This is a genomic window from Marinomonas epiphytica (assembly GCF_054780655.1).
Window position 1 is genome coordinate 405862 of the sequence record NZ_BAAGVX010000026.1, and the last position, 12786, is coordinate 418647.

The following is a 12786-nucleotide window of genomic DNA, read 5'->3' on the forward strand; positions in this document are numbered from 1 at the left end:
CAGCTGTGATTCTTAACGAGCACGGTAAACAATACGCCCTTTTGATAGGTCGTATGGTGTTAATTCCACTTTAACTTTATCGCCCGTTAGGATGCGAATGTAGTTCTTACGCATTTTTCCAGAAATATGCGCGATTACAACGTGTCCATTTTCTAGTTCGACACGGAACATGGTATTAGGCAACGTATCAATGATAGTGCCTTCCATTTCTAAGCCTTCTTCTTTTGCCACAATAAGTGTCCTATGATGTGATAACTTTTCATTTTAGCTAGGCGTTGGTCGACACTCAGGTTAGAAGCGTGAGCTGCGAACGTTAAATTGCTATCAGTAGCGAATTTAAGAACGCCTAAAATTAGTCGCGGGTATTTTGCCTAAAAAAACACCGTAAGGCAAATTTACTTAGTCAAAAGCCTTTCTTTTCGATTGTTAAGGCAGTTTTTGTTTGCCTGCCTGAGCAAGAGTCTCTAGTTTTCGGTTTTTTTCTAACGGGTAAGTGAGCTCTTCAAGTAAGCGAATAAACTTAGTTCGTGGGGTCAGTTCTGCCCCAAGGCTCATAAGGTGCTCAGATTCAACCTGGCAGTCAATAAGAGCGATATCTAAGCTTTGTGCCAGTCGGCAAAAAGTGCTCAGCGCTACTTTTGAGGCATTCGCTTTGAGTGAAAACATGGATTCGCCGAAGAACATCTTTCCTATGGCGACGCCATAAAAGCCGCCCACGAGTTCGTCATTTAGCCAAATTTCAATGGAGTGAGCATAGCCTTGAGTATGTAAATGGCGGTAGGCTTGTTGGATTTCAGGGGATATCCAAGTGCCTTCTTGGTGCTTTCTAAGATCGGCACAGTGTTCAATGACTTGGTCAAAGGCCTGATTGAAAGAATAACACCAAGGCGCCTTTTTTATGGCTTTAGATAGTGATCGAGATTGATGGAACAGCGCTGGGTTTAGAGTGCAGCGCTCACTGGGGTGCCACCATAAAATCGGATCTGGTTCGCTAAACCAAGGGAAGAAACCTTTGCTGTAGAGGTGAATAAGGCGTTCGCTGGATAAATCCCCTCCTACCGCGGCAAGCCCGTCTGGATCGGCTAATGCTTTATTAGGGTCTGGGGTCTCATAAGGGGACTCCGAAAGTAATAGAAGTTCGGGAGAATTGTTTTCAGGGCTCGACATAAGCTTACAAAATAATCCTAAAAAAACATTTTATAACGCTATCAAAAATTAATTCGATGATATTGTTGAAAAAAATTAAAGAAGCCGATTATGAAACCGATAACGCAATTAAGCAAACAAAGACATTTTTCTTGTGATTTGTCTGCACAGTTATCGCATGAGTGTGAAATCAAAGTGTAAGCAAAAGTCAAAAGAAACCTGTTTTTTAGCTTGTTTGATTGTTTTTTGCTCAAAATAATGGAATTCAGTGTAAAAAAAGAAAAAAAAGTGCACGAGGCACTTGACCTGTAAAGGAAAACTTGGTTTTAATCGGGTTAGTCCGAAACAGTGATTCAAAACACAATCGAACGCGGTGTTTGGAACTACATGATTTTTGCTTTTCATGCATTTGTCATAAAAGTGAAATCGATCGGTTTTAAGATACTAGAAATGGTTGATTTACCAACATTTATTGAGTGGTAAGAAACTTACTAAAGGTCTTTTAAGGCCACATAATATAATTAAAGGGGAATCTTGAATGAAAGCGATTAAACTTGCTTCTGTTTTTGCAGTATCTGCTGTTGCGGCTGCTGTTTCTACTACTACTCTAGCCGCTGAGCCAGTTTTCAAAGGTACAGCTGGTCTTAGCTACAAATCTGTTGATAACGGCACTGACACTGCTGGTTCTGAAGGCGAAGTAAACATCATCGGTGATACTGGTGTAGTATACTTTGACCTTGATATGGAAGGTGATACTACTGGTTCTGACGGCGGTTTCGATCTTGATGAAATCTACGTTAAGCAAGGTGCGGTACAATTCGGTGATTTCGACGGCTCTATGGGCGACGATGCAGCATTCAGTGCTGGTGTTGAAGAAGATAACGACGGTGCCAAAGAAGACCTAGGTACTGGTCTTGGTATTCGTTACGCAGTAAGCGACGAACTAACCGTTGCTCTTGAAGTCGCAGAAGGTGAAAACAAAGGCGCTATTGCTTTTAACTATGCAACTGATGTTTCTGGTGTAACTTTGGGTGTATCTGGTGGTGCTAACTCTGACGAGCATATCCTAACTCTAGGTGCAAGTGTTCCTGCTGGTATCGCAACTATCTCTGCTTTCTACCAAACTGGTTCTCGTGTTGATACAGCTACTACAGACAAAGACGTAAGCAACTACGGTCTAGGTCTTGACCTTGCTCTAACTGAAGAGCTTTCTGCTGCAGTTCAGTACTACACTCTTGACGGTGAAGCGTCTGCTGGTGTTGATCTAAAAGATCAAGGCATCACTGAAGGTACTGTTAATTACCAAGTTGGCGACATCCGTTACTACGCTACTTACGTAGACTACGAAGATGACGCAACTGCTGACTACTCTGTAGTGGGTGCTGAAGTTTCTTTCTAAGATTTCCCTTTCTTAGAGTAAAAACGAAAGCCAACCCTTTGGGTTGGCTTTTTTTATGTTAAGCTAAGGCCGCTATGGCCTTTTTTTTATTTTGCCATAAACGTGATTTAAATTGGATGTAGGACAGGTATTTTGGCGCAAGAGCAGAGTGAGTCAGTAAGATCACCCATTAAGGATATGTTTGCCAAACAAGCGGCTTTTATTGTGGCGCTGCTTTTATTGTTTTTTCTTGGTTTGGCCACCTACTCCTATGAACCTACGGATGCAGGGTGGTTTTACTCTGGTAACGGCACTCCGATTCAAAACTCCATGGGCCCTATTGGTGCGTTACTGGCAGACCTGGCATCGAGCTTTTTTGGTTCCTTGTTTTACACCTTGCCCCCCTTATTCATCTGGGTTGCTGTGATTATTTGGCGTAACCCACATAAGCTATTGCCTTTTAATAACGCACTATTATCTACACTAGGGTGTATTTTATATTTATCTTTTGGTTCAGTGCTTTGCTATTTGCACACCATTGGCAGTACACAACTTCAGTATGGCGCCGGAGGCATTTTAGGTCGTGGACTAGGAGTATTGCTGTTTGAAGTGATTGGTTATGACGGAGCGACTTTGGTGAGTTTAGCTTTTGTCATACTGGCTTTTACTTTATTAACTCAGCTGCACTGGGCCGATCTGATGGATAGGTTAGGCGAATGGGCCTATCGTATAGCCAGTGCCATTGCTTGCAAATGGCAGGCTTATCGAGCAGAAAACCAAAAGACTCAGCTTGAAGGGAGTGCTGAAACGGATACCTTGCCTGTTTTAGAAGAAGACGAAGACGAAGAGCCGGCCATTGTTCGTAAAAAACGTCGAGCGCTTTTTTCTAAGCAACAAGAAACAGAAGCGACAGAAGAGCAAGGCGCGTTAGACTCAGAACTAGAGTCACCACAAGTTACCTCAAAAGGCTTAAAGCTTCTTTCTTTATTTAATAAGAAAAATAAGGAAGAGACCAACCCTGAGCTCGCCCTAGAAGCAAAAGATAGACACACTGAACCGGACTTTGTGGGTCTAGACAGTTTATCTGTGGATGATTTTTCCTCCAATGAACAGGAAGTCAGTGTTGGGGATACCCTTTATATTGACGAAGAGTGGGGGCAGTCTCCAACTAAGGTGGCTGATCATCAACCACTCGTTGAGCAAGAGGAGGCAACAAAGAGAGTTTCAAAAGAAGAGGCCGATCAGCTCCTGTTTGGTGGCGAAGCTAAACCTGCGAGCTCTACCGTTAAACAGCCTATCGTTGAAACGATTCCAGATCATAAACCCGCTTTTAAAACCCTGTCTGAAGCGAAACAGTTAGATGCGCTGGACGGCAATGAAGACACTAAATCAAACTCTAAAGACAAGGCGTATACCCTTCCAGATCGTTCGGTATTAACCAAACCTAAACCCAAGAAGGGTGGCTATTCAGAAGACGAGCTATTGGCGTTATCTGAGTTGTTGGAACTGCGCCTTCGTGAGTTTGGTGTGAAAGCGGAAGTGGTAGAGGTGAATCCTGGGCCTGTTATTACACGCTTCGAGATTCAACCGGCCCCAGGGGTGAAAGTATCTCGAATCACCAACCTTGCAAAAGACTTGGCAAGGTCTTTAAGTGTAATGAGTGTACGTGTTGTAGAAGTCATTGCGGGTAAATCTACTATAGGGATAGAAATCCCAAATCAGGTTCGCGATACCGTGTTCTTCTCAGAAGTTATTAACTGTGACATGTACGATAACGCTTCTTCACCGCTCACATTATCGCTTGGTCATGATATATCTGGGGAACCTGTTGTGGTAGACCTTGCTAAAATGCCCCATGTGCTGGTAGCCGGTACTACAGGTTCAGGTAAGTCCGTTGGTGTGAACGCCATGATTTTGAGTATGTTGCTTAAATCGACCCCAGATGAAGTGCGCTTGATCATGGTGGATCCGAAAATGTTGGAGCTATCAATTTATGAAGGGATTCCTCATCTATTGACGCCTGTGATCACGGATATGAAAGACGCAGCGAACGGCTTGCGTTGGTCGGTAGATGAAATGGAACGTCGCTACAAGCTAATGTCTAAGCTTGGGGTGCGGAATATTGCCGGTTTTAATAAAAAAGTTAGGGATGCCATTGAGGCCGGACAGCCCATAGAGGATCCCCTATGGCAACCTGAACAGGCCATGTTTTCAGAAGACGGTGTTGCCCGTACTGTGCCTTACTTGGAGCCATTGCCTTACATTGTTATTGTGGTGGATGAATTTGCCGACATGATGATGATAGTCGGTAAAAAAGTAGAGGAGTTGATCGCTCGTATTGCCCAAAAAGCGAGGGCTGCGGGAATACACTTAGTATTGGCCACTCAGCGTCCTTCGGTAGATGTCATTACTGGCTTGATTAAGGCTAACATTCCGACCCGGATGGCATTCCAGGTTTCTTCAAAAATTGATTCACGCACAATTTTGGATCAAGGCGGTGCAGATCAATTACTAGGTATGGGGGATATGCTGTATTTGCCTGCTGGTTTACCCACCCCAATACGTGTGCATGGAGCTTTTGTTTCAGACGATGAAGTACATGCAGTGGTGGAAGAATGGAAGCAGCGTGGCGAGCCGGAATACATTGACGATGTGGTTGTTAATCCTGAGGACCTAATGGGCTCAGATGACAGTGAAGACAAAGACGCCCTTTATGATGAAGCAGTAAAGATCGTTATAGAAACCCGTAAAGCTTCTATTTCCTCTATCCAAAGACGTTTGAAAATAGGCTATAACCGAGCAGCAAATCTAGTTGAAGCCATGGAGGCTGCAGGTTTAGTTGGTCCAATGGGAACCAACGGCCAAAGAGAAATTTTGATCCCAGAATAAATAATGGGTGTGAGTAGGAGAATAAAGAGATGAAACAAATTCTTGCGGGCGTGCTATGCGTTTGGTTTAGCGTAAGTATGGCTTTCGCGTCAGGTTCACAGGCCCTTGAAGCCTTGTTAGAAGATAACCGCGACATTGAAGGTGAGTTTCGTCAAGTGACCTATGACGAGGCAGGTAAACAAATACAAGCTAGTGAGGGCGTTTTTTTACTAGCTAAGCCCAATCAGTTTGTTTGGGATACGGTATCACCTTTTCCGCAGCGTATTCTTTCCGATGGTGTTACGTTAACGGTTTGGGATGTGGATTTAGAACAGGCAACCCAAAAGCCCTTAGCGGGAGAAATCGGCAATTCCCCAGCCGCTTTGCTTGGGCAGCCTGCTGCACAGGTGCTGCCTCATTATGATGTTAGCCAGCTAAGTCCAGGTAAGTTTCAGTTGCTTCCAAAACAAGATGAACAACTGTTTGAATCCCTTGTTTTGTCGTTTAAACAAGAGCTGGTGACCGCCATGAGTATAACGGATGCCCTAGGGCAAACGACGGTCATCGAATTTAAAAATGTTGAACAACATGAAGGGGTAGCGAGAGAAAACTTCTCCCTAGATCTACCGGATCATGTTGACCTTATTGTTGAAGGGCAATAATGCAAGATTTGTTTTCACAAGCCCCAGAAGGAGCCTATGAGCCTTTGGCGGCACGCATGCGCCCAAAGCAACTTACTGACTATGTCGGTCAGTCACATTTGGTTGCAGAAGGGAAACCACTGCGAAAAATGGTGGAAACAGGTCATTGCCATTCTTTTATCTTATGGGGGCCGCCAGGGGTAGGTAAAACCACCTTTGCTCAATTGTTAAGCCGTTCTTTGAGTGCTCAGTTTATTGAGCTTTCTGCGGTTATGTCTGGGGTGAAAGAAATCCGTGCTGCAGTGGAGCAGGCGCAGCAAATTAGGCTCATGAACGGTGGGCAAACAGTCTTGTTTGTCGATGAAGTGCATAGATTTAATAAATCCCAGCAGGATGCCTTTTTACCCTACATAGAAGACGGTACTTTCTTATTTATCGGTGCTACTACCGAAAACCCCGCTTTTGAACTTAACTCAGCCTTGCTCTCTCGGGCTAGAGTGTACCGCTTAAAAACACCCAGTGCAGATGATATTTATCAGGTACTAACGCATGCCTTACAAGACGAAGAGCGTGGTTTAGGAGGCACAGGGTTACAGGTTGACGATGAGTCTTTGCGTATTTTATCTCAGGCGGCAGATGGCGATATACGCCGCAGCTTAAATTTTTTAGAAATATTGTCTGACCTAGTAGAGCCAGGAGAAGCGGTTAACGCTGAGCACCTAGAAGATGTGTTGGGTGGGAGTGTGCGCCGTTTTGATCGTCAAGGTGATGTGTTCTATGACCAAATATCGGCTTTTCATAAATCGGTTAGAGGCTCTTCACCAGACGGCGCCTTATATTGGATGGCACGAATGTTAGATGGTGGTTGCGACCCGCTTTATATTGCTCGGCGCTTATTGGCGATCGCCTCAGAAGACATAGGTAATGCGGATCCAAGGGCTTTGCAGGTAGGTTTGAACGCTTGGGATATATTTGAGCGAGTCGGCCCAAAAGAAGGCAATAGGGCCATCGCTCAGGCCGCTGTGTATATGGCGTGCGCCCCAAAGAGCAATGCTTTGTATATGGCTCTTAATCAAGTTATGAGAGATGTGGCAGCACAGCCCAGTTTTGACGTACCCATTCATTTGCGAAATGCGCCGACTTCCTTGGCAAAAAGTATGGGGCATGGGGATGAGTACCGCTATGCCCATAACGAGCCTAATGCATACGCTGCTGGTGAAGAGTATTTGCCAGAAGAATTGGCTGGAACTCGCTATTATCAGCCTACTGAGCGCGGCTTAGAGGGTAAGATAGGCGAAAAACTTAATTGGCTAAAAAGTTTGGATGAGAATAGTGCTCTTAAACGCTATTTAAAAGATTCTGGTTGGCACGAATGATGTACTTTATGATCGCCTTGGGCGGTGCACTTGGTGCTTTAGCTCGTTTTGAACTAGGTCGGTTGGTAAATTCTTTTTGGTCCCTTCCTTTTCCTTTGGCAACCTTATTAATCAATGTTATAGGCTGTTTTTTTATGGGCTTAGCGTTTGTTTTTATAAGTGAGAGAATACCATCCTTAGAAGCCTATCGCCCGTTGGTTATGGTCGGTTTTCTAGGGGCTTTTACCACTTTTTCGACTTTTTCTCTGGAAATAGTCTCATTAATTAACATGCAAGCTTGGCTAAGTGCGGCGAGCTATTTATTATTAAGCTGTTTGTTGGGTGTTGTCGCGCTGATGATTGGCATCGGCCTTGCTCGACTAGTGTAAATTTTTATTCAAAGGCCAGAATGAAACTCTGGTTAAATCATTATAGGAAACTGTTGCAAAAATGTTAGACATAAAAGCGCTCCGTGCTGACCCAGAAGCTATTGCCACACTGTTAAAGAAAAAAGGCTATGAGTTAGATGTTGCGACCTTTTCTTCCTTAGAAGAGCGTCGTAAAGCCATTCAGGTAGAAACAGAACAATTGCAACAGTCCCGTAACGCGGTTTCTAAACAAATTGGCCAAGCCATGAAAGCTGGCGATAAAGACAAAGCGGCTGAGTTGAAAGCGCAAACTGCTACTTTAGGTGATGACCTAAGTGTCGCTAAAGAACAGTTGGTTACTGTTCAACAAAGTTTAGACAGCCTGCTAGAAGGTATTCCAAATATTCCTCACGATTCTGTTCCTGAAGGTAAAACCGAGGACGATAATGTTGAAGTGCGTCGTTGGGGAACTCCGAAGGAGTTCTCTTTCGAGGCAAAAGATCATGTGGATCTAGGTGAAGGTCTGGAACAACTAGACTTCGAAGCTGCGGTAAAATTAACAGGTTCTCGCTTTGCGGTAATGAAGTCTGACCTTGCGCGCCTTCATCGAGCGCTGACCCAATTTATGATCAATACACATACCGATGAGCACGGCTATGATGAAGTGTATGTGCCTTATTTGGTGAATGCCCACTCTTTGAAAGGTACAGGCCAATTACCAAAATTTGAAGAAGATCTGTTTAAGGTACCAGTAGATAAAGAAAGCGGTAACAACGATTTATACCTAATTCCTACTGCTGAAGTACCTGTAACCAATTTGGTACGTGATGAGATTTTAAATGATGCGGATTTGCATAAAAAGTTCGTTACTCACACCCCATGTTTCCGCAGTGAGGCCGGCAGTTACGGACGTGATACGCGCGGTATGATTCGTCAGCACCAGTTTGAAAAAGTGGAATTAGTGCACGTATGCCGTCCTGATCGTTCAGAAGCTATTCTAGAAGACCTTGTGGGTCACGCAGAAACGATTTTGCAAAAACTAGAGCTACCTTACCGCACCGTTATTCTTTGTGGTGGAGACTTAGGCTTCTCTGCTCACAAAACCTATGATATTGAAGTCTGGTTGCCTGGTCAGGGTAAATACCGTGAAATTTCATCTTGTTCAAATATGGGAGACTTCCAAGCTCGCCGTATGCAAGCAAGATGGCGTAACCCTGAGACAGGTCGTCCAGAATTGGCACATACCTTGAATGGTTCTGGTTTGGCAGTGGGCCGTACTTTGGTGGCTGTACTGGAGAATTACCAAAACGAAGATGGCAGTGTGCAGGTGCCAGAAGTGTTAGTGCCATACATGGGTGGCAAAAAAGTATTGGCGAAAGCCTAGAGAAAAGATGCTTAAAAAGCCTCTTTTAGAGGCTTTTTTATAAGGTAAGAAAATATGACAGGTAAGGTGTACTTAATTGGAGCAGGTCCAGGCGACCCTGAGCTGCTCACTTTAAAGGCCCATAAATTGCTGGCTCAAGCTGAGGTCGTGTTATACGACCGTTTAGTAGGCGAAGAGATTATCGCTTTGATTCCAGAAGCGGCAGAAAAAATGTATGTAGGTAAAGCTAAGTCCCTGCATAGTCTGCCACAAAACGAAATAAATGCTTTGTTAGCGAGTAAAGCTAAGCAAGGTAAAATGGTGGTGCGCTTAAAAGGGGGTGACCCGTTCATCTTTGGACGTGGTGGGGAAGAGCTTGAAGAGCTAATGGATGAACAAGTTCCCTTTGAAGTTGTACCTGGCATAACCGCAGCGGCTGGGTGTGCTGCTTATGCAGGTATTCCTCTTACTCACCGAGATTACGCGCAATCCGTGCGGTTTTTAACAGGGCACTTGAAAGATGGCACCACAGAGTTGCCTTGGGATGAGTTGGTTCATCCTGCTCAGACCCTTGTTATTTATATGGGCTTGACTGGCCTTGAAGAAATTAGTCAGTCTCTTATTCGCTTCGGTATGTCAGCCAGTATGCCTGTTGCCGTCGTCGAAAAAGGCACCAGTAAAGCTCAAAGAGTGTTTACCTCTACCATAGCCGACATTCATGATGTGGTGACTGAAAACGAAGTAAAGTCTCCCGCTTTGCTGATTATTGGTGAAGTTGTACAGCTGCAAAGCAAATTAGAGTGGTACGGAAAGTATTAGTGCGTTCACGATTAAAGGCATAGTGTGCCTTTAATCGTATAGCTTTTAAAGGCAATTTGCAGGCTTAGGTAAGCCCGCTATTTTGGCGGCGAGTTTTGGTGGGCTGCCAGGAAATAAGCGCATCAGGTAAATGCTACGGCCCTTTTCGGGGCCCAGTTTTTTGCTGACAGCTTTCACTAGCGGACGCATGGCCGGAGACACCTCAAACTCTTGATAGAACTCTCTTAGTAGATAAATAATCTCCCAGTGTTCATCGGTTAAGCTTAGTGATTCTTCTAAAGCTAGGTGTTGGGCAAGTTCTGGTGTCCAATCCACAAGGTTTAATAGGTAGCCTTCTTCATCTAATGGCGGTTGAGTATCTGTAGTCATCTAGATTACCAACTTATTTGTTTGTCTGCATTGAGGGTTAACTCTACCCAAGCCTCATCACTTAAGCTTTTACCGAGAGACGAGTTAATGCCGTAAGCGGTTAAGTCTTCTTCAAGGTAGTAAAGTGTCACTTGTTGATCAAGAATCATGGTTGGCCACCGCTTTTCTTGAGTTAATCTTAGTACCGCTTCTTCAAGTAATAACACGCTATCGCCAGTTTTTAAGTTTGCCAGCCATAGATTTTCGATATCATCAGAATAATGAGCTTGGTTGAGTTGGTGTAATGTCATATTAGAACCTAAATATCTGGTGATACTGAGCAAACAAGCCTTGCCAATCCGCTGAGCTTAATTGGGTTGTGCCAGGCCAAATAGTATTCTCTGTTGGTGCATTTGATTGCTTTATATACACGTTTTCAATGTCGTAAAACTCTAAACCGGCCAAAAGCTTGTGAAGGTTTTTACCCTGCTCTGGCTTGGGTTGTTGTTCGCTGTTTAATAATGCTAGGGCCGAGCCGGATAAACATAAATCAACTTTTTGCTCAAAAGTGCCAAGCACCAAAGCTAAGTCTAAGCCTTCTTTGCAGGCTAGATTAGAGAGTGGGGCGCTGGTTAAATGTATCAGGGTGCTTTTCATGCTGTTACCTAAACTGAATCAATTTTTGGCTGCTGTTCATAAGTTCAACTAGAGTGCCTAGCCCTTCAAGCTGAAACCCAGAGGCAATTGAATGTTGGTCTAGTTCATAGCGTTGGCTTTCAGACTCATTAATAATGCCGCGGCGTACGGCAGCGGCAATGCAAAGGTATAAAGGAAGGTCATATTCTTTGCTTAGCGCTTGCCATGCTTGAGTAAGGTTAAACTCATCTCTTGGTGGCTGAGCAAGCTGACTGCCGATTAATACAGCGTCCTGATAAAAAAAGACGCCATTAATACTGGTTGGGTCTTTTTTTAAGGCGGTCCGTAAAAAGCGAAAAGCGGTATGGCAAGCACGAGATTGGTAGGGAGAGCCAGTAACAAGCAAAGCAGAAGGCATGGTTTTACCTTATTTAAATAGCGATGAATCGTGTATTTTACTTAATAAAAAGGCCGCAGTCGCGGCCTTTTCGTGTTGCGTTCAAGAAACCTATTATTCGTCGCGAGCCATGCCAAGTAGCGACAAAATGCTCAGGAACATATTGTACAAAGATACATATAGGTTCACTGTCGCGATGATGTAGTTCGTTTCACCGCCACGAACGATTTCACTTGTTTGCAACAAAATAATTGCCGCAGAGAACAGCGCGAAACCAGCTGAAATAAAGATTTGTAACGCTGGCATTTGCACAAAGAAACCGGCAATCATGGCAAACAATAAAACGAAAAAGCCAACAGTGATAAAGCCATTTAAGAAGCTAAAGTCCTTTTTAGAAACTAAGGCATAAGCCGATAGGCCAAGGAAAGATAACCCTGTAATTCCTAAAGCACTCATGATCAAGCTGGCGCCATTCGAAAGGCTTAAATAAGCACTTAAAATTGGTCCAAGAGTGAGTCCCATAAAGCCAGTGAGGGCAAATACACACAAGATGCCAGCAGCACTGTTTTGGAATTTATGAGTTAAAAACAATAGTCCGTAGAAACCAACTAGGGTAATGATCAAACCAGGATGAGGTAACTGTAAAGCCATGCTCAAACCGGCAGTAAAGGCGCTAAACAATAAAGTTAAGGCAAGTAGGCCATAAGTATTGCGTAGCGTTTTATTAGCTGTTTTAGACGTATGTGTCGAAAGAGCTTCAGTGTAACGCATTGGATTGACTCCTATTAGTTAAAAAGCAATATAACGTCTAATATGGAGTCGAAAAGTAAAAAACTCAAGAGTTAGTGTGTAACTTGGCTAAAAATTCACAAATTAGTAAACAAAAGCGCTCGCTCCAAAGAGTAGGATGCGACAAGTTAACTTTAAGGGAGAGGGTACGGGAAAAGATGCGAGCGAACAGAGAAGCTCGCACCTTGTTAAAGCTAGGCGACGTGTGTTCGATGTATGTGGGATGATTGCTTAGTTTTATGTTTGTCTATTTGTCTGGCCAGCTTATCTACCATGCCATCGATAGCGTGAAAAAGACGATCTTCTGATGTTGAAGCAGCAAAAATTTCTTTGCCAGGAAGGTGTAAAACGGCTTCGGCTTTTTGTTGCTTGCTGTCTTTTAATAGAGTGATGTTAATGGAGGTAATTTGATCGGAAAGTTTAATGACTTTATTGAGTTTTTCGTCAATGTGGCTTTTTACTGCGGGTGTTACATCTACATGGTGTCCAGTAATATTTATTGTATGCATAGAATTTTGCTCCTTTAAACCAAGGTGGTTGTACATTCCTGCTTTCTGTCACGCCATTTCAGCATAGAAGTGCGTATTGGTAGTGTCAATACTGAAAATGATATTTCGTCAGTCTTGTCTTGATAAAATAAAAGCCCATCTTGTCAGTAAATCTTGGCAGGCTTATCGT

At 43.8% G+C, this 12786-nt stretch carries 15 protein-coding genes; 7 read left to right on the forward strand and 8 right to left on the reverse strand.

Going from position 1 to position 12786, the window contains the following annotated elements; translation table 11 throughout:
* Nucleotides 1-12: 12 nt before the first annotated feature.
* Together infA and aat are read right to left on the reverse strand one after the other, a co-directional pair.
* Nucleotides 13-231, reverse strand: a complete 219-nt coding sequence (gene infA, locus ACYVGZ_RS07015) for a translation initiation factor IF-1 (protein WP_012070936.1) — start codon at nt 229-231, stop codon at nt 13-15.
* Between the two features lie 195 nt (nt 232-426).
* Nucleotides 427-1167 carry a leucyl/phenylalanyl-tRNA--protein transferase gene (gene aat, locus ACYVGZ_RS07020; RefSeq protein WP_460753164.1) on the reverse strand — a complete coding sequence of 247 codons (741 nt, stop codon included), beginning with the start codon at nt 1165-1167 and terminating at the stop codon, nt 427-429.
* Nucleotides 1168-1684: 517 nt separating this feature from the next.
* Here aat and ACYVGZ_RS07025 point away from each other — a divergent pair.
* From ACYVGZ_RS07025 to cobA, 7 genes are all read left to right on the forward strand, one after another.
* Nucleotides 1685-2545: a hypothetical protein gene (locus ACYVGZ_RS07025; protein ID WP_460753166.1), complete on the forward strand. Its 861-nt coding sequence runs from the start codon at nt 1685-1687 to the stop codon at nt 2543-2545.
* A gap of 132 nt (nt 2546-2677) precedes the next feature.
* Complete coding sequence (locus tag ACYVGZ_RS07030) at nt 2678-5413, forward strand: DNA translocase FtsK (protein ID WP_460753169.1); 2736 nt, start codon at nt 2678-2680, stop codon at nt 5411-5413.
* Between the two features lie 29 nt (nt 5414-5442).
* On the forward strand, nt 5443-6054 hold the full coding sequence (gene lolA / locus ACYVGZ_RS07035; protein ID WP_460753172.1) for an outer membrane lipoprotein chaperone LolA: 612 nt from the start codon (nt 5443-5445) through the stop codon (nt 6052-6054).
* Nucleotides 6054-7409 carry a replication-associated recombination protein A gene (locus ACYVGZ_RS07040; RefSeq protein WP_460753174.1) on the forward strand — a complete coding sequence of 452 codons (1356 nt, stop codon included), beginning with the start codon at nt 6054-6056 and terminating at the stop codon, nt 7407-7409. Before lolA ends, ACYVGZ_RS07040 begins: the two co-directional genes overlap by 1 nt.
* Entirely contained in the window at nt 7406-7777 is a 372-nt protein-coding gene (gene crcB, locus ACYVGZ_RS07045; protein WP_460753177.1) for a fluoride efflux transporter CrcB, read from the forward strand. The genes ACYVGZ_RS07040 and crcB overlap by 4 nt, the downstream gene beginning before the upstream one ends.
* Before the next feature lie 61 nt (nt 7778-7838).
* Nucleotides 7839-9140, forward strand: a complete 1302-nt coding sequence (gene serS / locus ACYVGZ_RS07050; protein ID WP_460753179.1) for a serine--tRNA ligase — start codon at nt 7839-7841, stop codon at nt 9138-9140.
* 54 nt (nt 9141-9194) lie between these two features.
* A complete protein-coding gene (gene cobA, locus ACYVGZ_RS07055; protein ID WP_460753182.1) occupies nt 9195-9938 on the forward strand; it encodes a uroporphyrinogen-III C-methyltransferase in 744 nt (247 codons plus the stop codon).
* Between the two features lie 45 nt (nt 9939-9983).
* On the opposite strand, the gene ACYVGZ_RS07060 is transcribed toward cobA, so the two are convergent.
* From ACYVGZ_RS07060 to hpf, 6 genes are all read right to left on the reverse strand, one after another.
* Nucleotides 9984-10307: a TusE/DsrC/DsvC family sulfur relay protein gene (locus tag ACYVGZ_RS07060; RefSeq protein WP_460753184.1), complete on the reverse strand. Its 324-nt coding sequence runs from the start codon at nt 10305-10307 to the stop codon at nt 9984-9986.
* Between the two features lie 5 nt (nt 10308-10312).
* A complete protein-coding gene (gene tusB / locus ACYVGZ_RS07065) occupies nt 10313-10597 on the reverse strand; it encodes a sulfurtransferase complex subunit TusB (protein ID WP_460753187.1) in 285 nt (94 codons plus the stop codon).
* A 1-nt stretch (nt 10598) separates the two neighbouring features.
* On the reverse strand, nt 10599-10943 hold the full coding sequence (locus ACYVGZ_RS07070; RefSeq protein WP_460753190.1) for a DsrE family protein: 345 nt from the start codon (nt 10941-10943) through the stop codon (nt 10599-10601).
* Between the two features lie 4 nt (nt 10944-10947).
* Nucleotides 10948-11340 carry a sulfurtransferase complex subunit TusD gene (gene tusD / locus ACYVGZ_RS07075; protein WP_460753194.1) on the reverse strand — a complete coding sequence of 131 codons (393 nt, stop codon included), beginning with the start codon at nt 11338-11340 and terminating at the stop codon, nt 10948-10950.
* Between the two features lie 93 nt (nt 11341-11433).
* Entirely contained in the window at nt 11434-12090 is a 657-nt protein-coding gene (locus ACYVGZ_RS07080) for a Bax inhibitor-1/YccA family protein (RefSeq protein WP_460753196.1), read from the reverse strand.
* A 212-nt stretch (nt 12091-12302) separates the two neighbouring features.
* Nucleotides 12303-12617 carry a ribosome hibernation-promoting factor, HPF/YfiA family gene (gene hpf, locus ACYVGZ_RS07085; RefSeq protein WP_460753199.1) on the reverse strand — a complete coding sequence of 105 codons (315 nt, stop codon included), beginning with the start codon at nt 12615-12617 and terminating at the stop codon, nt 12303-12305.
* Nucleotides 12618-12786 lie beyond the last annotated feature (169 nt).

Coding starts and splice junctions, on each gene's coding strand:
- aat (WP_460753164.1), bottom strand. CDS start 1,167: ATGTCGAGCCCTGAAAACAATTCTCCCGAACTTCTATTACTTTCGGAG.
- ACYVGZ_RS07025 (WP_460753166.1), top strand. CDS start 1,685: ATGAAAGCGATTAAACTTGCTTCTGTTTTTGCAGTATCTGCTGTTGCG.
- lolA (WP_460753172.1), top strand. CDS start 5,443: ATGAAACAAATTCTTGCGGGCGTGCTATGCGTTTGGTTTAGCGTAAGT.
- ACYVGZ_RS07040 (WP_460753174.1), top strand. CDS start 6,054: ATGCAAGATTTGTTTTCACAAGCCCCAGAAGGAGCCTATGAGCCTTTG.
- crcB (WP_460753177.1), top strand. CDS start 7,406: ATGATGTACTTTATGATCGCCTTGGGCGGTGCACTTGGTGCTTTAGCT.
- serS (WP_460753179.1), top strand. CDS start 7,839: ATGTTAGACATAAAAGCGCTCCGTGCTGACCCAGAAGCTATTGCCACA.
- cobA (WP_460753182.1), top strand. CDS start 9,195: ATGACAGGTAAGGTGTACTTAATTGGAGCAGGTCCAGGCGACCCTGAG.
- ACYVGZ_RS07060 (WP_460753184.1), bottom strand. CDS start 10,307: ATGACTACAGATACTCAACCGCCATTAGATGAAGAAGGCTACCTATTA.
- tusB (WP_460753187.1), bottom strand. CDS start 10,597: ATGACATTACACCAACTCAACCAAGCTCATTATTCTGATGATATCGAA.
- ACYVGZ_RS07070 (WP_460753190.1), bottom strand. CDS start 10,943: ATGAAAAGCACCCTGATACATTTAACCAGCGCCCCACTCTCTAATCTA.
- tusD (WP_460753194.1), bottom strand. CDS start 11,340: ATGCCTTCTGCTTTGCTTGTTACTGGCTCTCCCTACCAATCTCGTGCT.
- ACYVGZ_RS07080 (WP_460753196.1), bottom strand. CDS start 12,090: ATGCGTTACACTGAAGCTCTTTCGACACATACGTCTAAAACAGCTAAT.
- hpf (WP_460753199.1), bottom strand. CDS start 12,617: ATGCATACAATAAATATTACTGGACACCATGTAGATGTAACACCCGCA.